General features: G+C 49.0%; 23 protein-coding genes and 3 riboswitches. Of the genes, 11 read left to right on the plus strand and 12 right to left on the minus strand.

Annotated features, from left to right (window positions below; all coding sequences use genetic code 11):
- Positions 1 to 11 precede the first annotated feature (11 nt).
- The 8 genes from EXW93_RS14365 to treC all read left to right on the plus strand — a co-directional run bounded on the left by EXW93_RS14365 (position 12) and on the right by treC (position 8,515).
- Complete coding sequence (locus EXW93_RS14365; RefSeq protein ID WP_035395845.1) at positions 12 to 380, plus strand: GntR family transcriptional regulator; 369 nt, start codon at positions 12 to 14, stop codon at positions 378 to 380.
- Positions 374 to 1,240, plus strand: a complete 867-nt coding sequence (locus EXW93_RS14370; RefSeq protein WP_035395843.1) for an ATP-binding cassette domain-containing protein — start codon at positions 374 to 376, stop codon at positions 1,238 to 1,240. The genes EXW93_RS14365 and EXW93_RS14370 overlap by 7 nt, the downstream gene beginning before the upstream one ends.
- On the plus strand, positions 1,233 to 2,207 hold the full coding sequence (locus EXW93_RS14375) for a hypothetical protein (protein ID WP_174316667.1): 975 nt from the start codon (positions 1,233 to 1,235) through the stop codon (positions 2,205 to 2,207). Before EXW93_RS14370 ends, EXW93_RS14375 begins: the two co-directional genes overlap by 8 nt.
- Before the next feature lie 170 nt (positions 2,208 to 2,377).
- Positions 2,378 to 3,736 (plus strand): alkaline phosphatase, encoded by a 1,359-nt coding sequence (locus EXW93_RS14380; protein WP_035395839.1) that lies wholly within the window; start codon positions 2,378 to 2,380, stop codon positions 3,734 to 3,736.
- 11 nt (positions 3,737 to 3,747) lie between these two features.
- Positions 3,748 to 4,395 carry a DUF4352 domain-containing protein gene (locus tag EXW93_RS14385; RefSeq protein ID WP_055969310.1) on the plus strand — a complete coding sequence of 216 codons (648 nt, stop codon included), beginning with the start codon at positions 3,748 to 3,750 and terminating at the stop codon, positions 4,393 to 4,395.
- 128 nt (positions 4,396 to 4,523) lie between these two features.
- On the plus strand, positions 4,524 to 5,231 hold the full coding sequence (treR, locus tag EXW93_RS14390) for a trehalose operon repressor (protein WP_174316668.1): 708 nt from the start codon (positions 4,524 to 4,526) through the stop codon (positions 5,229 to 5,231).
- Between the two features lie 182 nt (positions 5,232 to 5,413).
- Entirely contained in the window at positions 5,414 to 6,853 is a 1,440-nt protein-coding gene (treP, locus tag EXW93_RS14395; protein WP_174316669.1) for a PTS system trehalose-specific EIIBC component, read from the plus strand.
- Positions 6,854 to 6,874: 21 nt separating this feature from the next.
- Positions 6,875 to 8,515 carry an alpha,alpha-phosphotrehalase gene (gene treC, locus EXW93_RS14400; RefSeq protein ID WP_174316670.1) on the plus strand — a complete coding sequence of 547 codons (1,641 nt, stop codon included), beginning with the start codon at positions 6,875 to 6,877 and terminating at the stop codon, positions 8,513 to 8,515.
- Between the two features lie 210 nt (positions 8,516 to 8,725).
- Here treC and EXW93_RS14405 read toward each other — a convergent pair whose 3' ends face one another.
- Complete coding sequence (locus tag EXW93_RS14405) at positions 8,726 to 10,084, minus strand: alanine/glycine:cation symporter family protein (protein ID WP_035395828.1); 1,359 nt, start codon at positions 10,082 to 10,084, stop codon at positions 8,726 to 8,728.
- 189 nt (positions 10,085 to 10,273) lie between these two features.
- On the opposite strand from EXW93_RS14405, the gene EXW93_RS14410 reads away from it, so the two are divergent.
- On the plus strand, positions 10,274 to 11,977 hold the full coding sequence (locus EXW93_RS14410; protein WP_023469533.1) for a methyl-accepting chemotaxis protein: 1,704 nt from the start codon (positions 10,274 to 10,276) through the stop codon (positions 11,975 to 11,977).
- A 49-nt stretch (positions 11,978 to 12,026) separates the two neighbouring features.
- Here the strand turns inward: EXW93_RS14410 and EXW93_RS14415 are convergent, their stop codons facing one another.
- The 9 genes from EXW93_RS14415 to EXW93_RS14455 all read right to left on the minus strand — a co-directional run bounded on the left by EXW93_RS14415 (position 12,027) and on the right by EXW93_RS14455 (position 20,579).
- The gene (locus EXW93_RS14415) at positions 12,027 to 12,848 is read right to left on the minus strand and encodes a DUF6612 family protein (protein WP_174316671.1); all 822 of its coding nucleotides are present in this window, start codon (positions 12,846 to 12,848) and stop codon (positions 12,027 to 12,029) included.
- 212 nt (positions 12,849 to 13,060) lie between these two features.
- On the minus strand, positions 13,061 to 13,519 hold the full coding sequence (gene ribH, locus EXW93_RS14420; protein ID WP_035395821.1) for a 6,7-dimethyl-8-ribityllumazine synthase: 459 nt from the start codon (positions 13,517 to 13,519) through the stop codon (positions 13,061 to 13,063).
- Positions 13,516 to 14,706 (minus strand): GTP cyclohydrolase II, encoded by a 1,191-nt coding sequence (ribA, locus tag EXW93_RS14425; protein ID WP_174316672.1) that lies wholly within the window; start codon positions 14,704 to 14,706, stop codon positions 13,516 to 13,518. The genes ribH and ribA overlap by 4 nt, the downstream gene beginning before the upstream one ends.
- Positions 14,706 to 15,332, minus strand: a complete 627-nt coding sequence (ribE, locus tag EXW93_RS14430; RefSeq protein ID WP_035395815.1) for a riboflavin synthase — start codon at positions 15,330 to 15,332, stop codon at positions 14,706 to 14,708. Before ribE ends, ribA begins: the two co-directional genes overlap by 1 nt.
- Complete coding sequence (gene ribD / locus EXW93_RS14435; protein WP_174316673.1) at positions 15,317 to 16,357, minus strand: bifunctional diaminohydroxyphosphoribosylaminopyrimidine deaminase/5-amino-6-(5-phosphoribosylamino)uracil reductase RibD; 1,041 nt, start codon at positions 16,355 to 16,357, stop codon at positions 15,317 to 15,319. The genes ribE and ribD overlap by 16 nt, the downstream gene beginning before the upstream one ends.
- A 159-nt stretch (positions 16,358 to 16,516) precedes the next feature.
- Positions 16,517 to 16,661: riboswitch (FMN riboswitch) on the minus strand.
- Between the two features lie 183 nt (positions 16,662 to 16,844).
- Complete coding sequence (locus tag EXW93_RS14440) at positions 16,845 to 18,050, minus strand: M20 family metallopeptidase (RefSeq protein ID WP_023469539.1); 1,206 nt, start codon at positions 18,048 to 18,050, stop codon at positions 16,845 to 16,847.
- A 22-nt stretch (positions 18,051 to 18,072) separates the two neighbouring features.
- Positions 18,073 to 18,891 (minus strand): MetQ/NlpA family ABC transporter substrate-binding protein, encoded by an 819-nt coding sequence (locus EXW93_RS14445; protein ID WP_029342773.1) that lies wholly within the window; start codon positions 18,889 to 18,891, stop codon positions 18,073 to 18,075.
- 19 nt (positions 18,892 to 18,910) lie between these two features.
- Entirely contained in the window at positions 18,911 to 19,561 is a 651-nt protein-coding gene (locus EXW93_RS14450; RefSeq protein ID WP_023469541.1) for a methionine ABC transporter permease, read from the minus strand.
- Positions 19,551 to 20,579 carry a methionine ABC transporter ATP-binding protein gene (locus tag EXW93_RS14455; protein ID WP_023469542.1) on the minus strand — a complete coding sequence of 343 codons (1,029 nt, stop codon included), beginning with the start codon at positions 20,577 to 20,579 and terminating at the stop codon, positions 19,551 to 19,553. Before EXW93_RS14455 ends, EXW93_RS14450 begins: the two co-directional genes overlap by 11 nt.
- 86 nt (positions 20,580 to 20,665) lie before the next feature.
- A riboswitch (SAM riboswitch) is annotated at positions 20,666 to 20,769 on the minus strand.
- Positions 20,770 to 21,018: 249 nt separating this feature from the next.
- Positions 21,019 to 21,120: riboswitch (SAM riboswitch) on the plus strand.
- Positions 21,121 to 21,187: 67 nt separating this feature from the next.
- Here EXW93_RS14455 and EXW93_RS14460 point away from each other — a divergent pair.
- On the plus strand, positions 21,188 to 21,946 hold the full coding sequence (locus EXW93_RS14460) for an alpha/beta hydrolase (protein WP_035395806.1): 759 nt from the start codon (positions 21,188 to 21,190) through the stop codon (positions 21,944 to 21,946).
- An 81-nt stretch (positions 21,947 to 22,027) separates the two neighbouring features.
- Here EXW93_RS14460 and EXW93_RS14465 read toward each other — a convergent pair whose 3' ends face one another.
- Positions 22,028 to 22,642: a thymidine kinase gene (locus EXW93_RS14465; protein ID WP_041255579.1), complete on the minus strand. Its 615-nt coding sequence runs from the start codon at positions 22,640 to 22,642 to the stop codon at positions 22,028 to 22,030.
- Between the two features lie 183 nt (positions 22,643 to 22,825).
- Between EXW93_RS14465 and EXW93_RS14470 the strand changes: the two genes are divergently transcribed.
- Positions 22,826 to 23,476, plus strand: a complete 651-nt coding sequence (locus tag EXW93_RS14470) for a DedA family protein (RefSeq protein WP_023469545.1) — start codon at positions 22,826 to 22,828, stop codon at positions 23,474 to 23,476.
- 36 nt (positions 23,477 to 23,512) lie between these two features.
- On the opposite strand, the gene EXW93_RS14475 is transcribed toward EXW93_RS14470, so the two are convergent.
- Positions 23,513 to 23,758: a type B 50S ribosomal protein L31 gene (locus EXW93_RS14475; protein WP_023469546.1), complete on the minus strand. Its 246-nt coding sequence runs from the start codon at positions 23,756 to 23,758 to the stop codon at positions 23,513 to 23,515.
- Between the last annotated feature and the right edge of the window lie 74 nt (positions 23,759 to 23,832).

Genomic DNA, 23,832 nt, shown 5'->3' on the forward strand with positions numbered 1-23,832 from the left:
GAGGTGAAGAAATGTTCACCGTCGATCCGAAAAGTCCCTTGCCGATTTATGAACAGTTAGTCACGCAAATCATCCGCTCGATTGCCCGTGGTCTACTCCGCTCCGGCGAACAGATGCCATCCGTTCGTGAACTTGCCGGTACACTCCTTGTCAACCCGAACACGGTCTCCCGTGCCTATCAGGAACTCGAGAGCCGCAACTTCATCGTCACGATGCGCGGCAAAGGCTCCTTCATCTCAGATATCCCCCTCAGTGAAGTCAAACAAGCCGCTATTCAAGATCCACTCACCCGTCTTTGTTCCGTCGCCGACGAACTCTCGATCTCAAACGAAGAACTCTATCAACTCATCTTACACATAAGGGAGGATTCCTCATGTTGACCGTTTCTCATCTAACGAAACAAATTGACCGTACCATGATTTATGAAAATGCATCCTTCACCCTGCCAGCAGGAACGATCACCGCGTTGATCGGTCGTAATGGTGCCGGAAAAACGACGTTACTGAAAACACTCGTCGGAGCCCTCGAGCCGACACGCGGAAAGGTCGAATGGAACAACGAATCCATTCACCATGTCCCGCAGACGCGGGAGCACCTCTTTCTCGTTCCTGACTCCGTCTCCGTCTATCGTCAAATGACACTTGGCGAACTGATCAACTTCTACAATGCGTTCTATCCGAATTTCGAAAAGACGTATATCGAAAATTATTGTCGCTCGTCGAATCTCGATCGTGGTCGTCGCGTGACATCTTTATCAAAGGGACAAGCCCAGTTGTTCCTTCTCCAACTCGCGTTTGCAACCAATGCCCCGGTCCTCTTGCTTGACGAACCAACTGATGGACTTGACCGGATCAACAAACGTGATTATCTGAAACAACTCGTCTCATTACTCGCGGAGCGCCAGACAGCCGTTCTGATTGCTTCGCACCAACTCGAAGAACTTGATTCCCTTGCCGACCGTGTCATGACGATCGAAAAACACCTCGTCCGCGAACCAAAGGCACTCGATGATGCCAAAGCTAGCATGCAGAAATGGCAAGTCGTCTATGAAGATGTTCCAGAGCTCAGTCATGCCGATCTCCACGTCTTATCCCAAACGGGTCGGGTCGTGACGTTACTCGTCTTATCGGATGAAGGCGCACGTTATCTTGAAACGACGCGTCCTCTCTTAAAGGATGCTTTACCGGTGCAGATGGAAGATTACTTCTTAGGGACATTTGGAGGGAAACGACATGGTTAAGCAATTGATCCGCTATCATATCAAGCAAGGTATTTGGCCTCTCGCTTGTTTCATTCTGCTCGCAATCTTCAGTTATGGGTTCGGCAGTTATACCGTCATCAATGAATTCGAAAAATACGATGTGTCTCAGCAACCCGATCTACTCAACACTGTACTCGTCAGTCCGTTCTTCGCTGGGTTCGCAGCAATTCTGATTGCCGTCTTTGCGATTCTGATGCTCGGTTCTGAGCGTGGAAGTGGTCGTAGTCTGATCTTGCATGCACTCCCATTCCCGAAGGTCTGGTTATTCTGGATTAAATGGGCAATTGGTGTCGTGACATTGATCGTCTTCCCGATCATCGGCTTTTTTGCTAGTTGGTTATTACTACAAGCATTCGGTATCAATCCGTTTGATTACGTCACGTGGTCGTCACTCCTTCAAGATTTTGGTCTATTCCTTCTATTTGATGTGACGATTTTGACGATCTTCTTATTCGCCGGAACGATTGCTGGTGATATCATCGGACAACTGTTACTCGGAACGTTCTTCTTGTTCTTGAATTACTTCACGTATTTCAGTATCTATGCTATCGGTCAACTGGGTTTTGGCGTGGGCTATGAAGAGTTAGACAAACCAACAAGCTTTTTGATGACGATCACGACGCCATTTGCGCTCTTCTTCGAGTACAATACCGATTTCAACATCACCTATGCTGTGTTGTTCAGTTTAGCCTTGACGGTCATCTTACTGATTTTCGGTAGTCGTCTCTATGTCAAAGGTGCGAACGAACGTCTCGGGCGTTTCACGATTTTCCCGAAATTACATCCAGCACTCATCATCACCTTCTCGATCTATACGACGATTCTGCTCGCTGGCATCATCGGTCTGATTTCGTCTGAGAACCAGTTCCTGTACTGGCTCGCGATCGCGATTCTCGCCTGGCCGACGTTTAGCTCGTATCGTCGGATGATTGGGTGGAGTCGCTAATGCAACGAATGGACCTTCTGAAATGACTTTTCAGAAGGTCCATTTTTTTGTCATCGATTCTTCACAAAGCTTTACACACTATACACATGGTTTTCATATTTCACCCGTAAGGTGGAGTTTGTAGTTCGTATCGATTATCAAACCCCATCACCTTTCGAGGAGGAACCTGTATGAAATTAAAACGTATCATTCCGATTTTTGCCTTATCAACCCTTTCCCTCAGTACGATGTTCTCGATGCCTGAAGCAGAAGCAAAGACAAAACCTGTTAAATCACCGGAAATCCGGAACGTCATCTTCTTGATCGGCGACGGAATGGGGGTCTCGTATACATCTGCTCATCGTTACTTAAAGAACGATCCATCGACACCGGTTGCTGAAAAAACAGCGTTTGACCAATACCTCGTTGGTCAACAGATGACTTATCCGGAAGATCCGAAGGAAAACGTCACCGATTCCGCTTCCGCAGCAACAGCGATGTCATCCGGCGTCAAGACGTATAATGCAGCAATTGCCGTTGATAACGATAAATCGGAAGTCAAGACCGTCCTTGAAGCAGCGAAAGAACGTGGTAAGTCAACAGGACTCGTTGCAACATCGGAAATCACGCATGCGACACCTGCTTCGTTCGGTGCTCATGATGAGAGCCGAAAGAACATGAACGCGATCGCAGACGATTACTTCAAGGAACGCGTCAATGGGAAGCATAAAATTGACGTCATGCTCGGTGGCGGTAAGTCGAACTTCGTCCGTCCGGATGTTGATTTGACGAAAGCATTCAAAAAAGACGGTTACAGTTACGTCACGGATCTGGATCAATTGCAAGGTGATAAAAACAAACAAGTCCTCGGTCTGTTCGCAGATGGTGGATTACCAAAACGGATTGACCGCGAAAACTCGGTCCCATCGCTTGAACAAATGACGAACTCTGCCATTAAGCGACTCGACTCGAATAAAAAAGGATTCTTCCTGATGGTCGAAGGTAGCCAAGTCGACTGGGCCGGTCATGACAATGATATCGTCGGTGCCATGAGTGAGATGGAAGACTTCGAGCGGGCATTCAAAGCCGCGATCGCATTTGCAAAGAAGGATAAACATACACTCGTCGTCGCGACAGCTGACCACTCAACGGGTGGATATTCAATCGGTGCAGATGGCATCTATAACTGGTTCGCTGAACCGATCAAAGCGGCAAAGAAAACACCTGACTTCATGGCGCAAAAAATCGTCGATGGTGCGGACGTCCGCAAGACGTTGACGACGTATATCGATCAGGACAAACTCGCCTTGACGGACAAAGAAATCGATAGCGTCTCCCGCGCTGCTGAATCGAAGAAATTACTCGAGATCGATAATGCGATTGAAGAAATCTTTAACGAACGCTCGCATACAGGCTGGACTACAGGTGGACATACAGGTGAAGACGTACCGGTCTATGCGTTCGGTCCTGCTAAAGAACGTTTCGCGGGACAAGTCGACAACACGGATCACGCGAAAATCATCTTCGATCTCTTGAAATCGAAGAAATAAGGAGAATGTTCATGAGACAGATACTTGCTACTTTGATGCTCGGGACGGTGCTCGCTGGTTGTGGCACTTCAGCATCACAAGACACACCAAAAGAACCAGCGTCTGCGAAACAGGAGCAGCCGGTATCGCTTGAAAAAACAAGCGCCTACGTTCCAAACCCACAAATTCCAGACGATCGCGATTTGACAAAAATCGATCAGACCGTCACGGATGATAAGGGCGACCTGACGCTTAAACAATTCAAACGAGTGAACGAAACACGGAAGATTGGTCCGATCGAGATGACGATCGAAGAAATCAAAGTATTCCATGCTCGTCCAAGCTATGGCATGATTGATTTCTTCCATGGCTTTACGCACGATGAATCCTTTGATTTGATCAAGACACGGGTCACGATCAAGAACACAAGTAATGAACCGGTCACGTTCAATCCTGTCGCCCACTTCAAACTCGATGCTGCGACAGAAAAGACGCTCGAGGACGACGTCTATTTGGAGTCGCTTGCGAAGACTTACGCCCCGTCCGAGTCACGGAGTGGTAACTTCGGCTTCATCTTGGAACATCCGGTTGACTCGATTGAACTCTTGACGAGTGATGTTCTCGATGAAAAACAAGATGTCCTCAAAAAAGGAACGACGTTTTCGACGTCTCTTCGTTGACTGACATTCACACTTCTACGCTCTATCTATTTTCCGGTCATGTCCGGATCATAGGTGGAGCTATTTTGATGCCTGTAATCGTTCCGTGCTACACTAAAGGCATTATTTGAGTGTAAAGGACGGATCATATGCCGAAGTATGTAAACATCTATCACGAGCTCGCACAGCGGATTCAGGAAGGAACGCTTCCGGCCGAAACGAAATTACCTTCTGAAACGGAATTGATGCATGAATTCGAGGCGAGCCGCGGAACGGTTCGAAAAGCGATTGATGCCCTGCAAGAAAAAGGCTTCGTCCGTAAACATCAGGGGAAAGGTGTCTTCGTCCTGTCGCAAGAAGCGATCGAGTTCCAATTCAACGGCATCGTCAGCTTCTCGGAAGCACATCGCCGGATGGGGCGTCATACCGTCGAGACGGATGTCTTATCCTGCGACGTCCTTTCCGCTTCCGCTGAACTCGCTTCGTTATTACATGTGGCAGAAGGAACGGACGTGACACGCATCGAACGCATTCGCCAAATCGATGGTGAACGTGTCATCCGTGACATCAATCATTTCGTGACAGCACTTGTGCCCGGACTAACGACTGACATCGCTCGAGGTTCGATCTATCAGTACATCGAAGAGACACTTGGTCGGCAAATCAGCTACGCGAAACGAAAAATCGAAGCCCGTCCTGCGACACGCGAAGACCAAGAACGACTCGACCTTCACGATATGACGCATGTCATCGTCGTCACGAACGATACGTATTTCTATGAAGGACAACATTTCGAACGGACGGAATCGCGTCACCGGCTCGATAAGTTTCAGTTCACTGATATTGCCCGTCGTTGAATATGCATTTTTAAATGAGGGAATCCGTAGATGACGGGTTCTCTCTTTTTTACTCTCCCCAACTTATCTATATAAGTTCTTGACCAACTTATATAGATAAGTTAAGATAAGTGTGCGCAGATAAGAAAACGTTTTCATTTCAAGAGTGGTCGAGTATGTCACTTCCAAAAAGGAGCATCGAGATGAAACCAAACTATCGTCAGATTGCAGAGCAAATCATTGAGAACATCGGAGGCAAGGAGAACGTCGAGCAGGCAGCTCACTGTGTCACCCGTCTTCGTTTAACGCTTAAGAATCAAGAGCTTGTCGATCAAGAAGCCTTACTTGAAGTTCCGCTCGTCAAAGGCGCGTTCTTGAACGCGGGTGTCTATCAAATCGTCATTGGTGCCGGAGACGTCGACCGGGTCTATGCAGAATTCATTCAATTAACCGGTTTACAGGCAACGACGATCGCAGATGTCAAATCGTCTGGCGCTGCCAAGATGAATCCGTTCCAAAAGTTGATCAAAGTCTTTTCTGATGTCTTCATGCCTATCATCCCGGCGATCATCGTTGCTGGTCTCTTAATGGGAATCAATAATCTATTCGGTATCGAGTTCGGTGGCAAGACGATGATTGACCGTTACCCGAATCTGCAAGGGTTATGGGACCTCATCAATATGATGGCAAACACGGCCTTCGTCTTCCTCCCGGCACTCGTCGGTTGGTCAGCGACGAAACGCTTCGGTGGAAGTGAGATTCTCGGGATCGTCATGGGTCTGATGCTTGTTCATCCAGATCTCTTAAACGCTTGGAACTACGGACAAAGTGCTCTAAAAGGTGAAATCCCGACGTTCAACATTCTCGGTCTCTTTGAAATTGAAAAAGTCGGCTATCAGGGACAAATCCTCCCTGTACTCGCCGCTGCTTATGTTCTCAGTACGATTGAACGTTGGCTCAAAAAACGGGTACCGAATGCGATTCAATTACTCGTCGTACCGATTACGACGATCACATTGACGGGATTCCTCGCCCTTGCCGTCATCGGACCAGTCACGCGTCAAGTCGGTGACTGGATTACGATCGGTGTCGTCAATACATTCGAAGCTGTTCCATTACTCGGTGCCCTACTCTTTGGTGCACTCTATGCGCCGCTCGTCATCACTGGCATGCACCACATGTTCATCGCTGTTGATCTACAGTTGATCGGACAAAGTGGGACGACGTTCATTTGGCCGATGATCGCGATTTCGAACATCGCTCAAGGTTCAGCAACACTCGCGATGCTTTTCCTCGCGAAAAACGTTAACGATAAAAACATGGCATCAACGTCCGCTTTATCCGCCTACTTCGGAATCACGGAACCGGCCATGTTCGGGGTCAATCTCCGGTTCAAGTATCCGTTTTACGCGGCACTCGTCGGTTCAGCGATTGCGTCAGCTTTCATCGCTGTCAGTGGCGTTCTTGCTCCTGCGATCGGTGTTGGCGGATTACCTGCTTTCATTTCGATCGTACCAGGTTCGATTCTGTCGTTCATCGTCGGCATGGTGATTGCGATCATCGTCCCTGTCGCCTGTACGTTCCTGTTCCACTATGTCTCAACGAAACGCGCAAAAAAAGCTGCCCTCAATAAAGCAGCGTAATTCTAGAAAGGTGTGTATCTCATGATCACGACAACCGATTGGCGCAAATCCGCCGTTTATCAAATCTATCCGAAGAGTTTTTATAGTCCGGAGGGCAAAGCGACCGGTACGTTACGTGGCGTGACGGCCAAACTCGATTATCTGGCGGATCTGGGTGTCGATTATCTTTGGTTGACGCCGGTCTATGCCTCACCGCAAAACGACAATGGTTATGATGTCAGTGATTATTACGCGATTGATCCATCGTACGGAACGATGGACGATTTCGAGACGTTACTTGCAGAAGCGAAACAACGCGGTTTGTCTGTCATGATGGATATCGTCGTTAATCACTGTTCCACGTCGCATGTCTGGTTTGAAGAAGGACGTCATCCGGATAGTCCCTATCACGACTACTTCATTTGGCGCGAGACACCGAACGACTGGGTATCGAAATTCGGTGGTCCTGCTTGGTCGTTCGATGAGGTGGCCGGCAAGTATTACTTGCACCTGTTCGACAAGACGCAAGCCGATCTAAATTGGGAAAATCCGCGCTTACGGGAAGAGGTTTACGACATGATGCGCTTTTGGCGGGATAAAGGAGTCAGCGGCTTCCGACTTGATGTCATCAATTTGATTTCAAAGACGCCAGGTCTTCCGAACGATCCAGCAGGAGACGGACGGACGTATTATACGGACGGACCGAACGTCCACGACTACTTGCAAGAGATGAACGCAGAAGTCTTTGCCGGACACGATCTCTTGACTGTCGGTGAGATGTCATCGACGTCACTTGAACACTGTCTTCGTTATTCATCGCTTGATGAACAAGAACTGAAGATGACATTCAACTTTCATCATTTGAAAGTCGATTATCCGAACGGTGAGAAATGGACGGCAGCACCGTTTGATTTCACGCAACTGAAACAGATCTTCTCCGACTGGCAATCCGGCATGAACGGACAAGCATGGAACGCGATCTTTTGGTGCAATCATGATCAGCCACGCGTCGTCAGCCGGTTTGGTGACGACGCCACGTATCGCGTCGAAAGTGCGAAGATGCTCGCGACGACGCTTCACGGCTTACAAGGGACACCGTACATCTATCAAGGAGAAGAGATCGGGATGCCGAATCCGGACTTCACGGATCTGTCCGACTACCGCGATGTCGAAACATTGAATGCGTATCAGGAAGCGCGGGACAACGGTGTAGCGGAAGAAGAAATTCTTGCTGCGATTCGTCAAAAGTCGCGTGACAATGCGCGGACGCCGATGCCATGGTCAGACGCACTCAACGGTGGCTTTAGTACAAGCGAGCCGTGGATCCCGGTCTCGCCGACGTATGATCACATCAATGTCGAGTCGGCTGTCGCAGACCCAAACTCGGTCTATCATCATTACAAACGATTGATTCAACTCCGTAAACAGTATGACGTGCTCACGGATGGTTCGTACCGTCTGTTGACACCAGACGATCCGTCACTCTGGGCGTACGAACGCGTAACGAACGAGGAAGAGTTGCTTGTCGTTTCGAACTTCTACGGAACAGACACGACGTTCACGTTACCTCGTGACGGGTCGGACTATACGGTGTTGATTCACAACTACCAGGAGATGCAGACAGAAGATCACACTCTGACGTTACGTCCTTATGAATCCTTGATGCTTTATCGTAAAAAGTGATGCATCTCTTGTTGTTCTCTTGATCACCATCTCTAACAACGCATGTTTTATCATCCTCGCTTTCCACAGGCGGGAGTCGAGTATGATGCACATTCGTATTTCTTTCGGATCAAATAAAAAGGGAAATCACCATCCGAGTACATGACCCGGAACGTGATCTCCCTTTTCTCATACTTCATCATACACGAACTCGTTTTTAGAGCATGTATCCTACGAAACCTTCCGATTCGCTTCTTCTCGTCTCAACTGTTCGCGGAACAGTCGTGTCTCGGCAATGACGACGCCAGACAATCCAATCAAACCGATTAAGTTCGGAATCGCCATCAATCCGTTAAAGACATCGGAAATCGCCCAGACCATGTTCAAGTTCGTCGTCATCGCGCCGGCTCCGGCGACTAAAACGAACAGGATGCGGTACGGTAGGATTGATTTTTGACCAAATAGATAATAGATCGACTTTTCACCGTAATACGACCAACCGAGGACCGTCGAGTAAGCGAACATGACGAGACCAATCGTAACGATGTATTTCCCGGCAGGACCGAGGAAGACCTCGAAGCTTGCTGTCGTCAACTCGACGCCTTCTAATTTCGTGTCCAACTGTCCCCCCATGACGAGCGTCAGACCCGTGATCGAACAGACGACCAATGTATCGAGGAAGACTTGCGTCATCGAGACGAGCGCTTGACGCCCCGGGAAGTCCGTCTTCGCAGCAGCGGCTGCGATCGGTGCTGAACCGAGTCCTGCTTCGTTCGAGAAGACACCACGCGCGACACCATAACGAATCGCTGCCCCGATTGCCCCACCCGTGATGGCTTCGTTTGAGAACGTACTGCTGAAGATCGTCGAGATCGCACCTGGAATCAAGTCATAGTTCATGACGAGAATCAGCAAGCCACTTCCGACATAGAAGAAAATCATGAACGGAACGAATAGACTGACGACCTTTCCAATCGATTTGACCCCACCAAGAATGACGACACCCGTCAATACCATCAACGCGATCCCCGTCACGTAAAGTGGCACATCAAACGTCGATTTCATCGCGAGGGCGACCGAGTTCGTCTGGACCCCGTTCCCGATCCCGAACGCCGCGATTGAAGCGAATGCAGCAAACAGAACACCGAGCCATTTCTGCTTCAGTCCACGCTCAAGGTAATACATCGGTCCTCCTGCCATCTGTCCTTTTTCATCGACGACGCGATATTTGACGGCAAGAATCGCTTCCGCGTACTTCGTTGCCATCCCGAACAGACCGGACAACCACATCCAGACGATCGCACCTGGTCCCCCGAGGACGACAGCGGTTGCGACACCGACGATATTCCCCGTACCGACGGTCGCAGCCAGTGCCGTCATCAACGCTTGAAAGTGACTGATGTCACCTTCTGACTTATCGTCCTGATGCTTTGAAAACGCAAGCTTCAGCGCATATGGCAGTTTGGTAATTTGAATGAATCCTAAGCGAATCGTCAAGTAAATCCCCGTACCGACCAACAGAATGAGTAACGGTGGTCCCCAAACAAAATTGGACACCTTACCAATCCAGTCACTAAATGAATTTCCCATTCGTTTTACCTCCCCCTATGTAATCTATAGTTCCTTACCATTTTTTCAGAATTTACTGATAATTGTCAAACTATTTTTTCATAAAACTATTCTACATTTTAATTTTTTCTATAATAAGTAAATTTTTTACTTGTGACGTTATAATCAAGAAAATGAATAGTTCATCTTGCAAAAAAAGGAGCGAATCATATGAAGATTAAAACGAAGCTTATCTTATTGTCCTCCATCCTTTTGCTTAGCTTGATCGGTGTCGGGTTATACGGCGCATCTTCTCTCAATCGTGTTGACCAAGAGAGTCAAACGATCACCTCGTCCTGGATTCCCGGTCTGAACTTATCTCATGAAACGAATACTGCTCTATCTGATTTACGACGTGTCGAATTGCTACACATTCAAGAAAATGATCCAGAAATCAAAGCCGGTTATGATAAGCGTGTCAAAGACGGTTTAGCGACCGTTGATGCGAATCTCGCGAAATACGAAAAAACGATTTATTTAGAAAGCGATCGCGCACTGTTCAATGATCTCACAAAAAAATGGCAAACTTTCAATGAGACGACTGATCGCCTTCTCGTCCTCAGTACACCAGAAACTCAAAAAGAAGCGGTCACCTATTATGAAGGTGAGAGTCGTGATTCATACTTCGCTGTTTCGGATCAATTGACGAAAATCGTGAAATACAATAATCAACAAGCTGGTAAAAATGGTGACGCTATCACCAGCGCCGCTAATACGGCGCATCTTATGCTGTTCACGATCATCGGTGTCGTCGGATTGCTCGGTGTCATCTTCACCGTCTTGATTTTACGCTCAATCTTCGGTCCACTCCGTCAACTGCAGGCGAAAACGCATGAACTCGCAACACAAGGTGGTGACTTGACGGCGCAACTCGACGTCGTACGAGAGGACGAAATTGGACAAATCGCCAAGTCGATGAATCAATTCATCGCTCACTTACGAACAATTATTGTCCAAGTCGATGATACGGCAACACACGTCGTGTCGACCTCTCGTCATGTCTCTGGTCGAATCAGCGAACTCGATCAAGATATGGCGTCGACTTCGCATACGATTGAAAACTTATCGGCGGGTATGCAAGAGACAGCCGCTTCAGCTGAAGAGATGAACTCGTCTGCCGTCGATATGGAAGCGACGATTCATGACATCGTCTCCGGCGCAGAAGCGAACGGAAAACGCGCTCAAGAAGTCGGCGGTCGTGCTGAATCGCTTCAAGTTGTCGCCACAGAAGCGAAACAGACCGCCACTCAAATTCTCTTCGAAACAAAAAATAAACTGGAAGATGCGATGGCACGGGCGAAAGCCGTTAAGGAAATTTCCGTTTTGTCTGACGCGATCCTTTCAATTGCGGCGCAAACGAATTTATTATCCCTTAACGCTTCGATTGAAGCAGCACGTGCCGGAGAAGTCGGTCGAGGCTTCGCCGTCGTCGCCGATGAGATTCGAAAACTCGCCGAGAGCAGTCGAGATACCGTTGAACAAATTCAAGACGTCTCACTCTCCGTCATCGATTCCGTCGAACACTTGAATGCCGCGTCCGGTGAGATGCTCTCTTTCATCGATACAAAGGTCGTCAAAGACTATGATTTATTCGAAGATGCCTCGATTCAATACCGTGATGATGCGCAATTATTTGGTGATGCAGCAGAACATTTTGCCGCTCAAGCTGGTCAACTTCAGGAACTGACAGCAAATATGCTCGGTGTCATCCATGACGTTGCGGTCACCGTCAATGATGGGGCGCAAGGCACACAATCGATGTCGGAGCAAATCAATCATTCCGTTCAAGCGTTCCGAGATGTGCATGAACAGACTTCCGTCAGTCAACAGCAGGCGGAAGCATTAAAAGAGGTATTACGTCAATTTCAAGTCTAAATGAGACAAGCCCCTCACTTCCGATTGGAGGTGAAGGGCTTGTTGTTCGTTATTGTGTCGCACCTGTGAGCGGTTGGGCATCTTTTGCTTCCGCCGGTAATTTGATTTCGTCAATCTCATTGAATTTCGAGAACGTCGACGCGTTTTTCATATTGAACTCGGTATCTTTTTCAATCGCAAATACCATGTCCATGTCGAGAGACTTTGGATAGAACGTTTTTGCGTCATACGTCATCTTGTAGTTCATCTTCTTATAGTCGATGCTATCCATCGCATCTTTCATCTGCGCCATCTGTCCTGTTTGTTCGAGCGAATCCTTCATGAAAGCTTTGAGGTCGTCACCCTTTAGTTTGACGTCGATTTGATAGACGTCACCCTCTTTTTTTGCTGTCCAGTTGTCTTTATACTTTTTCAACAGCTTGAGATTTTGATCCGTCGATGCCGATGACTCCATTGCTTCAACCATATCGCCTAGTTCCGAGACATCTTGAACGAGCCATTGTCCGTTTTGCGAGATATACATCTTATCGTCGACGATATAGCTCTCAATCGACATGTCTTTACCGTCCTGTGGATTTTTCATTGTCATCGTCTGGTGCATCGTAAGCGGCTTCTGGATGATATCGGCGGATACCTTTTGATCCACTGTCATCTCACCTGCTTTTGAGTTGACTGTCCCTTCCATATGGAACGATTTAATATCTTTTTGAGCGGCTGTCGCTTTATTCAGTAATTCCGTATTCGAGAGTTCCCCCGACTTCGTCGAACCAGACCCACTGCCACTCCCTGTATCTGTTTGTCCATCTTGACATCCCGCAAGCCCAATCGATGCTGCAACGATCCCGGCTGCTACCCACCTAACTTTCTTCATATTCATTTCCTCCTTTATACGCGTTACCCTGATTTACGAAAAACATTGGAAAATGTTTCAAACTTTCTTTAGTAGACCATTACCGTTCTACTTAAAATTGAATCCTCAAATTTCAAATCAACGATTCTTTTTTTGAAATTCGATTCAATCTTCAAGAGATTTCCGCAAAAAAACAGGATGACGGAATGTACCGTCACCCTGCCTCTATTCAATTAAATCGTCCGTAAAAGATTCGCCATCTCAATCGCAGAAACCGCAGCTTCGTAGCCTTTGTTTCCGGCTTTCGTGCCAGCACGTTCGACTGCTTGCTCGATCGAATCCGTCGTCAGGACACCGAAGATGATCGGCACGCCTGTATCGCGCGAGGCACTTGCGACACCTTTTGCGACCTCGTTACAGACATAATCATAGTGCGACGTCGCCCCACGGATGACGGCACCGAGTGTGATGACGGCGTCATACTTACCGCTTTTCGCTAACTTTTCCGCGACGAGCGGAATTTCGAATGCTCCCGGAACCCACGCTGTATCGACAGCATCCGCTGCGACCCCGTGGCGGCGGAAAGCGTCGTTTGCTCCTCCGACGAGTTTTGAAGTGATCAATTCGTTAAAACGTGCTGCGACGATTGCGACGCGTAGTCCTTCTCCTGTTAAGAAACCTTCGTAGATCATAATGTGTGTCCTCCTTGGATGTCGAGCCAGTGCCCGAGTTTCGTTTGTTTTGTTTTTAGGTAACGCTGATTTTCCGGCTCGGCCGGTACTTGATGGGGTACACGTTCGATGATTTCGATCCCCTCTTGCTCGAGCACCCGTTGTTTGTCCGGGTTGTTCGTCATCAAGCGGATCTTCGTCACGCCGAGATCGCGCAACATATTGGCTGCGACCGTGTAGTCACGCATGTCCGTCGGATAACCGAGTGCATGGTTCGCTTCGACCGTATCGAGTCCTTGTTCCTGTAACTCGTACGCTTTTAACTTCGCCATTAGACCGATGCCGCGTCCTTCCTGACGTAAATACAAGACGGCTCCACCTTCTCGTTCGATCCGCTCGAGTGCCGCATCGAGTTGTGGTCCACAATCGCAACGCTTCGAACCGAAGACATCCCCTGTCAGGCATTCCGAGTGTAGACGGACGAGCATCCCGTCTTGCGCTTCGCCGGATAAGACAGCGACATGTTCTTTCTCGTCTTGCGTCGTATAGCCAATCATCCGGAAAGCTCCGAACGTCGTTGGAAGTAATACTTCTGCTTCACGTGTCAATGGACGCTCGAGATACGCGACAAGTGCTTCAATCGTGACCAGTTTTAAATCGTGTTCTTCCTTATAGAGAAGTAGATCGTCGACCCGTGCCATCGTGCCATCTTCTTTAATGATTTCACAGATGACGGCGATCTCATCGCTACCGGCAAGACGGGCAAGATCGACACCTGCTTCCGTATGTCCGCGTCGCTCCCGGACACCACCCTCTTTTGCGATCAACGGGAAGATATGACCCGGTCGTTTGAAACGTTCCGGTCCATCCGTCAGCATCCGCTGAATCGTTAGCGACCGTTCCTCGGCACTGATGCCGGTCTTTGCCTCTTCATGATCGATGCTGAGCGTGAATGCCGTCCCATGCGGGTCCGTATTATTCGCTGTCATCGGAGCAAGTTCGAGTCGCTGTGCGATCCGCGGACTGACTGGTACACAGACGAGTCCTTTTCCATGTGTAATCATGAAGTTGATGTTTTCCGGTGTCGCGTGTTCCGCGAGCATGACGAGATCGCCTTCATTCTCACGATCCTCGTCATCACAGACGATGATCGGTCGTCCGTTTTTCAAATCTTCTATTGCGTCTTCAATCAAGTCGAATCCGTTCATTACATGTCGCCTCCTAAGAATGCTGCCCAGTCCGTCTGCTTCTCATGCTGCGTGAAATGATAGAGATGTTTCGCCATCATGTCACACTCGATATTGACGACTGCACCGCTTGCCAATCGATCAAACGTCGTCACTTGACGGGAGTGCGGAATCAATGAAATCGAGATCGTTTCCGGTGTGACGCGTTGCAACGTCAGGCTCGTGCCGTTGATTGCGATCGAGCCTTTCGGAATACAATACTTTTGCCACGCTCCGACATCAAACGTATAGACCATCGCTTCTCCATCCGGTCGCCGACTGATCAGTCGGGCTGTTCCGTCGATATGTCCACTAACGAAATGTCCACCGAAGCGACCGTCTGCCGGCATCGCCCGCTCAAGTTGCAAGGGACTTCCGACTCGGTACGTACCGAGTGCTGTTGAACGGATCGTGTCATGGACGGCATCTGCCGTGAAACCGGTTGGACTCATCGACGTGACCGTCAAACAAATCCCGTCGACGGCGATGCTATCACCGATCTTCGTTCCTTCGAGTACCCGGTGCGCCTCAATTTCAAGCGCTAACCCGTTCGGTCGCGGGATCTTTCGTTTTAAGGTTCCGACTTCTTCAATCAATCCGGTGAACATGTCGTCTCCTCCTTTCGAATGTACGTCAGATGGAGATCCGGTCCGACCGTCTCAACCTGGTCGATTTGAAAACGATCTTCGATATCGTGTTGACCATTCCACGCATCGCCTTCAAAAATCGATGGGGCTTGGTAGACTTCGATTCGGTCAACGAGATCTGCCTCAAGGAAAGCGGCTTGAATCGTTGGTCCGCCTTCAATCAAGACACTACGGATGTCTTGTTCGTATAAGCGTTTCAAAATCGCTTCCGGCGTCTCATATTCACCAACGAGGACCGTCACCTGATCGTGACTAATCCGAGGAACACTCGTCAGCCAGTAGGTTGGATTTTTACCATCGCGGAAGACTTGCGCCGTCTCCGGAATCCGCCCCCGGCGATCAACGATTACTCGAATCGGCTCGATGCCTGACGATGCGCGTAACGTCAGTGCCGGATCATCGACGAGCACCGTCTCACTTCCGACGAGGATGGCATCGTGGCGTCCACGCAGGGCACGACCGTTCGCGCGTGCTTCTTCTGACGTGATCCAGCGCTGTTCACCTGTCGCCGCGATCCCGTTCATCGTCTGAGCGATTTTGACGGTCACGGTCGGACGTTTTCGTTCGATCGTCTTCCAGAATACCGTGTAAAGGGCTTCTGCCTCATGCCGTAACAAGCCGACCTCGACTTCGATTCCCGCGTCCTGTAGCCGTTTGATTCCGGAACCAGCGACAATCGCATGTTTGTCTTCCGTTGCAACGAAGACTCGTTTGATTCCTGCTTGTAGAATTGCTTCCGTGCATGGTGGCGTCTTGCCGTGATGGTTGCATGGCTCGAGCGTCACGTAGAGATCGGCACCACGGGCGGCTTCTCCTGCCATCCGTAAGGCTTCGACTTCTGCGTGCGGCCCACCGGCAAACCGGTGTGCACCGAAGCCGATGATGCGTCCTTGTTTGACGATGACACAGCCGACACTTGGATTCGGACTTGTTTGTCCGTGTAACATTTGTGCTAATTGCATGGCATAACTCATCATCTGTGACATCGCGTTCACTCCTTTCAAATGAAAAAAGACGCCCCTTGAAAAAGGGGCGTCTGTATAGAAGGGTTCACGAAATACACGGTTCGCTTCCTGCATTTTTTCATGCAGAAAGAGACCATCTCCTGAAAACATTTTTTCAGAAAACAGCTTGAATCGCGTCGTTTCGTTCTTCTCCCATCCGGACTTTACCGTCGGCCCTGGAATCTCACCAAGTCAGCCATGATGCGTACATCACAGGTCGCGGGCTCGTCGATCGATTGATCGCATCACCGCCGGTTGGGATTTTCACCCTACCCCGAAGAACTGGATTATTGAGTTATACAATTTTAGCCTAGCATATCTTTTTCAAGAAAACAAAGCGCAAATGCTTCTGTCTTGTCTCTTTTTTGATTTCGCTCCAGTTCTGTCACTCATCACCAATTCGTGATCGATCGCATCTCAAAAACGACCGGAGCACTTGATAGCAGTGCATCCAGTCGTCGTTTTCCGCTTATAAATATCCGTTCTTCCGATCGTGGAATTCTTGAGCGATCGCCCCGCGCGTCCGTTCATCAGCGAGGACGCGAAGCGCTGTCCGGGCGAGGATTTTTGCTCCTGTGATCAATGCTTCATCTCCAGCTTCTGAACGGGCCGCTTCTTTGAATGCTTCCGTATGGGCGACGAGATCATCTGGTCCAATCTTGATATACGGATGGATCGTCGGGATGACTTGACTGATGTTACCGGCGTCCGTTGAACCAAGACCCGGTCGTTCGTCCAAGTGAACGATTTCGCCGAGCGCCTCTGCTTCTTCTTGGAACAGACGGTCGAACGTCCGGTTGAAGACGAGGTTATCGACTTCATTTTGGAAGGCGATGACATCGAGCGTCGCCCCAGTCGCGAGTGCCGCGCCTTGGGCGACGGCTTTGACTTTTTCCGTGACGGCATTCAATCGTTCCCGTGTCGTTGCCCGGATGAAGAAACGTGCTTTTGCGTATTCCGGGATGATGTTCGGCGCATCGCCTCCATGCGTGATGATCCCGTGGATCCGGACATCGTCTGGTAACTGCTGACGTAAGGCATTGATTCCGTTGAAGAGTTGAATGACAGCGTCGAGGGCGTTGATGCCTTCTTCCGGTGACGCCGCTGCGTGCGCCGGACGACCCGTAAAGGCAAAGTCGAGTGGATCGACCGCAAGGGAAGAACCAGTGATCCGTGTTTGTCCCGACGGATGGACCATCAAGGCTGCATCGATTCCTTCCAGTAACTGATGTTTGACGAAACTGCCTTTCGCACTGCCGTTCGGTCCACCTTCCTCGGCTGGTGTTCCAAGGACAACGACACTCCCGCCGACTTCATCGAGCACTTTACTGAGCGCGATCGCCGCTGCGACGCTCGTCGTGCCGATGATATTATGACCGCACGCGTGACCAATACTCGGCAACGCATCGTATTCAGCAAGAAAGGCAATCGTTGCGCCTGGTCGGTCGCTCGATTTCTTCGCGAAGAACGCGGTATCATGCCCCGCGACGCCGAGTTCTACTGTAAAACCTTCCGCCGTTAGACGCTCCGCATGGAGCCGCGAAGCAAAGAATTCCTCGTTCCCGATTTCCGGCGTTGCATGAATCCGGTGACTTGTCTCAAGATACGATTCCCGTTTTTGTTCGATATCCTGTTCAATCGTCTCTACCCATGTCGTGCGTACTGGTGTCGTCATACTGTCCACTCTCCTTTTGAAATTATTCGCCGATGTCGCTCAGTGGAACGAACGTCGGGATCGTACTGCCTTTGTATTCTTTTTTGATGAAGGCCGCGACATCTTTTTGTTGATACAGCGATGCGATTTTTTTCAGTTCTTTTTTGTTCTTGTCTTCCGTCCGTGTCGCGATGATGTTGATGTATGGTTTTGCTGTCTCGTTCTCATGAACGATCGAGTCCTTGATCGGGTTGAAGCCAGCGTCAACCGCGATGCCATTGTTGATGATAGACGCCGCGACGTCCGGTAAGACGCGTGGCGTTTGTCCGGCGACGATCGGAACGATTTTCAGCTTCTTCGGATTCTCGACGATCTTATCGACCGAACCGTTACCATCGAAGTCGTCCGGTAGCTTGATCAGACCTGCTTCTTGCAGTAACAAGAGGGCGCGTCCCATGTTCGTCGCTTCGTTCGGAACAGCGATTTTTCCGCCAGTTGGAATGTCTTTGACGTCCTTGTATTTATCCGAGTAAATCCCCATCGGTGCGATGACAGTCGTCGCAATCGGCGATAGCTTCAAGTTATGTTCTTTTTTGAAAGCGTTGAAGTAGGAAATCGTCTGGAAGGCATTGGCGTCGATCTCGCCCTCAGCCAGTGCCATGTTCGGCTGGACATAATCGGAGAACTTGACGAGCTCGATTTTGATGCCTTCCTTCTCTGCTTTTTTGGCGACATAATCCCAAACTTGTGTGTCTGAACCGCTGACACCGAGCTTGATCGTCTTTTCGTCTTCTCCTGATGCTGCGCACCCGGCAAATAAAATCGTCGTGAGTGTTGCTCCAATTGCTACTGCTTTTTTCATGGCTGAATCGCTCCCTTGATTAATGTCTTCTGATTTTTCGTGCGACGATGTTGCCTGTCGTCTGTAAGCCTTGGACTAAGATGACGAGAATCCCGACCGTGATGATCATGACTTTCGTATCAAACCGTTGATAGCCGTAAGTAATTGCTAAGTCACCCAAACCGCCACCACCGATGGCGCCTGCCATCGCCGATGCCCCGATCAAGCCGACCGTCGCGATCGTTAAGTTCAGGATGAGTGAACCGAGTGCTTCCGGTAGGAGGAAGCGGAAAATCGTTTGAAACGGTGTCGCGCCCATCGCTTCTGCTGCTTCAAGAACGCCTTTATCGACTTCGAGTAAAGAACTCTCGATCAGACGCGCCATGTACGGTGCAGCGTAAAAGACGAGCGGAACGATTGCGGCTTCTGTTCCGATCGATGTCTGAACGATCAAGCGCGTCAACGGGATGATCGCGACGAGTAAGATGATGAACGGAATCGAGCGGAAAATATTGACGATACTGTTGAAGAACGTGAACAACGGAACATTTTCAAGTAACGCTCCTTTTCGCGTGACGACAAGCAGGATACCGAGTGGTAAGCCGATCAAGGTCGAGAACAAGAGCGAAACGGATACCATCGTCATCGTCTGCAAAAATGCTGTCCAAATATCACTGTAGTTAACTAGCATCAGCGAGCACCTCCTCAACGGTTACCTGTGCCTGATCGATGTAGTGTAAGGCACGTTTCACTTCTGTCGTCTCACCGATCAGTTCAACGAGTAATGTGCCGAACGGCGTCTCCTGCAACTCCGTGATGCTACCGTGCAGGATATTGACATCGACGTCGAAGCGTTTTGCGACTTGCGACAAGAGTGGTTGTCCGGTGTGATGTCCAAGGAAGTGAATCTTATAGATTGGATGCGCATTTCGCGACTCGATCAACTGACGAATCGACGCTGGAATCTCGTCATGCATGACGGACCGTACAAAGTTCCGTGCCGTCTCGGTCTGCGGATTTGAAAAGACATCAAAGACCGTTCCTGACTCGATTAGCTTCCCAGCTTCGATGACGGCTACACGATCGCAAATCTCCCGGATGACGCCCATCTCGTGGGTAATCAAAAGAATCGTGATCCCGTACTCTGCATTGATCCGTTTTAATAACTGAAGAATATGATGTGTCGTCTGGGGATCAAGTGCTGACGTCGCTTCGTCACATAAAAGGACGGAAGGTTGCGTCGCGAGTGCCCGGGCGATACCAACGCGCTGTTTCTGCCCACCCGACAATTGATCTGGATAATGATCCGCCTTGTCCGCGAGATCGACGAATTCGAGCAACTCCGTCACCCGACGGCGAATCTCATCTTTCTTGACGCCTGCGAGAACGAGTGGTTTTGCAACGTTCGTAAAGACCGTGTTCGCATTCAATAGATTGAAGTGCTGAAAGATCATTCCAATCCGTTGTTTTGCTTGGCGTAATTTTTTCGGAGACAGTTGCGTTAAATCTTCCCCATCGACCGTCACCGTTCCTGACGTCGGTCGTTCTAACAGATTGACACAGCGGAGCAGTGAACTTTTCCCGGCACCGCTAAAGCCGATGACACCAAAGATTTCGCCTTTCTCGATCGTCAGGTCGACACCGTCTAGCGCTGCAATCGTCTGATCTTTCGTGACGTACGTTTTTTTGACTTGATGAAATGCAATCATTCCGTTTTCCCCCTTCATTCAACAAAAAAGGTCCCTTCTTGAGAAACAAGAAGAGACCTGGATCCGCACAGTGGCAGAATCCACTCCACTCATCTCTCAGACATCTGTCTGATGGAATTGGCACAGTGCTCATAATGAGTCTGTTGCCGAGGTTTCGTAGGGCCAGTCCCTCCACCTCTCTGGATAAGTATTGCGGTATGAAATTCGTATGTGTGTTGTTGCGTTGTTGCTTATGTCGTAAAACTAATTTTTACATTACGGGTCGAAACTTTAAAAGTCAACCAACTTTGCAAAAATAATCCATTTGGCGCATATCGATGGATTTACAAGTTATGAATTAGCTTAATGAACGGATCACGATTCGTCAAGAAAGATTTGACAAGTCATTTTTGGTCGTGCTACCATCGTTTCAATGATTATTCCGACAATTCCAATATGATATTTATCAAGAGTGAACGAGAGACCTGGCTCTATGACTTCACGGCAACCTGCAATTTGTAAGGTGCTCCGACCAGCAAAGCGCGGCTTTGGATGATACGGTGAAAAACTCGTGGGCGTCCAAGCAGTGACGTCGACGAGTTTTTTTCATGAATGGAGGAAAAATAGTAATGATGAACTATCCTGTATTGACTGGTGCTGAAGCGTTTTATTTTCAAGGTGGATCGATCGGCATTCTAATCTGTCATGGTTTTAACGCCACTCCGCAAAGTGTCCGGGACGTCGGTGAGGCATTCGCTGCTGAAGGTTTTACCGTCTATGCCCCGCGCTTACGTGGACATGGAACGAACGTCCGCGAGTTCGAACAATCGACTGCTCGATGTTGGAAGCAAAGCCTGCAAGACGGCTATGAACGTTTACAAGAAACATGCGATCAAGTCTTCGTCATCGGTCAATCGATGGGTGCGACGCTTGCGCTGTCGCTCGCCGCTGACGGGATTCCGTTTGCCGGCATCATTACGATCAATGCCGCACTCTCCGTTCCATCCTATGAATCACTTTCGTTCGAGGACGGTCCAGAGTATTTACCGGAAGGCGCACCGGACATTAAGCGAGCAGCCTTTGAAATCATCTATGATCTTGTTCCGAGCCGTTGTGCGTTCGAACTTGTTCGCCTAATGGATGAAACAAAAGGACGCCTTGGATCGATCCTTCTACCGACATTGATTCTTTACTCAGCGACCGATCACGTCGTTCCACCTTCGAGCTCGGATTATCTGCACCAGCACATCGGAACAAATGATAAACGAAGCTACTGTTTACTGAACTCGTATCACGTTGCGACACTCGATCATGATCAGGATTTGATTGTTCGTGAGACGATTCGCTTTATCGAACAATCGTGTCAGTTTTCGCAAGAAACAGGCTGAATCAAAAAAACAGCTATTCGTTTCCATATGGAAGCAAATAGCTGCTACATCAAAGGACGACCATCATCGGTACGTCTTTTTTTAATTTTCTTGGTGCTGCACCGATTGGAGCGGCTTCGGTTTTCCAGGTACCTCATGGCAATGACGGCAACGTGGCTCATACGATTCCGACGCTCCGACTAGGATGATCGGATCATCATAGTTGGCTGGTTTCCCATCAATCAAACGTTGTGTCCGGGAAGCCGGATCCCCACACGAAAGACAGATGGCTTGTAGTTTCGTCACGAATTCTGCGCGCGCCAGTAATTCAGGCATTTTCCCAAATGGCTCTGCCCGGAAATCTTGATCAAGGCCTGCACAAATGACGCGTTTTCCGTCTTGTGCGAGTGCTTCGATGACTTGTACGATCTCATCATCAAAGAATTGAACTTCATCGATCCCGACGATTTGTGTTTCTTCTGCTACTGCCGCATAAAGATCACGACTCGTCGCCATCGGAATCGCTACGACAGAGTTGCCAACGTGAGAGACAACATGCTCTTCATGGTACCGGTCGTCGATTGCCGGCTTGAATACTTGCACGGGCAGTTTGCCGTACTGCGCCCGTCTGACACGACGAATCAACTCTTCCGATTTCCCGGAAAACATACTGCCACAAATTACTTCGATCCAGCCGTACTGATTTATTACATGCATCATCGTCCGACACCGTCCTCTAAAAATAGTCACTTTAACGAGTATAGCCCGAAACGGTATCGAGAAAAAGGGTTGACTTCCGGAAATCAAAATTCATTTTTTCTTTCCCTAGAATTTTTGTCCTTTCATTCCAACTGCCCCCTATTTCCTGTACACTGAAGAAGAAGATTCTCACGAAAGAAGGTGTCCCCGATTCATCATCTCTTACATGACATCCTGCACCAATATGGTGCCCTTGGTCTCTCCGTCCTTCTCGCAGGTGGTATCGTGGGATTGCCGGTTCCTGATGAGACCCTGCTCGTTTTGTCCGGATTTTGGATGCATCAAGGCAATCTACCACTCGTCGGTACGATTCTCGCCGCTTACGCCGGCAGTTGCATCGGGATGACGATCAGCTATTTACTCGGATTAAAACTCGGTATGCCACTACTACACCGCGTTGGACCGAAAATGCGTATCTCAGAAAAACATATTCTTTCCGCTGAAGCCGGTTTTCGTCGTTACGGAAAATCGGTCTTGATCATCGGTTACTACATACCTGGTCTCCGCCAACTCTCTGCCTTTTTTGCAGGCGTCTCAAAAATGCCGTTTCGCGTTTTTGCGAGTTATGCGTATACAGGTGCCTTGATTTGGATCAGCGTGTTCTTAGGTGCCGGTTACTTCGTCGGCCGCCATCTCTCGTTCCATAAAGTCATGGACTATGTCTTGGCACATCCGGAAGTCATGCCCTATTTAATCGGGATTGCTGGCGGAATCGCCTTCTCGTTCGTCTTGAAGACGTATCTCACTTATCGTTCACAATTCAGTCTATACAAAAACAGCCTGCTTCCGTAATGGAGACAGGCTGTTTTTTTAAGAACCAACAAGTAATTACTTGCGGCCGTATTTTTTGTTGAAGCGATCGACACGACCATCTGCCGCGTTGAACTTTTGACGACCTGTGTAGAATGGGTGCGAGTCTGAAGACACATCCACACGGATGAGTGGGTACTCGTTACCATCTTCCCAAGTGATCGTTTCGTTCGAAGAACGAGTAGAACCGCTTAAGAATTTGTACTCAGTCGTTGAATCCATAAATACTACTTTGTTGTAGTTAGGGTGAATTCCTTGTTTCATGGTTGATTTCTCTCCTTCCGCCCTGGTTCATTTGCTGAGCCAGAGTAAGTTACCTTCCTATACTAAACGATTTT

Source organism: Exiguobacterium sp. JMULE1 (assembly GCF_013337175.1).
GTDB classification, from domain to species: domain Bacteria; phylum Bacillota; class Bacilli; order Exiguobacteriales; family Exiguobacteriaceae; genus Exiguobacterium_A; species Exiguobacterium_A indicum.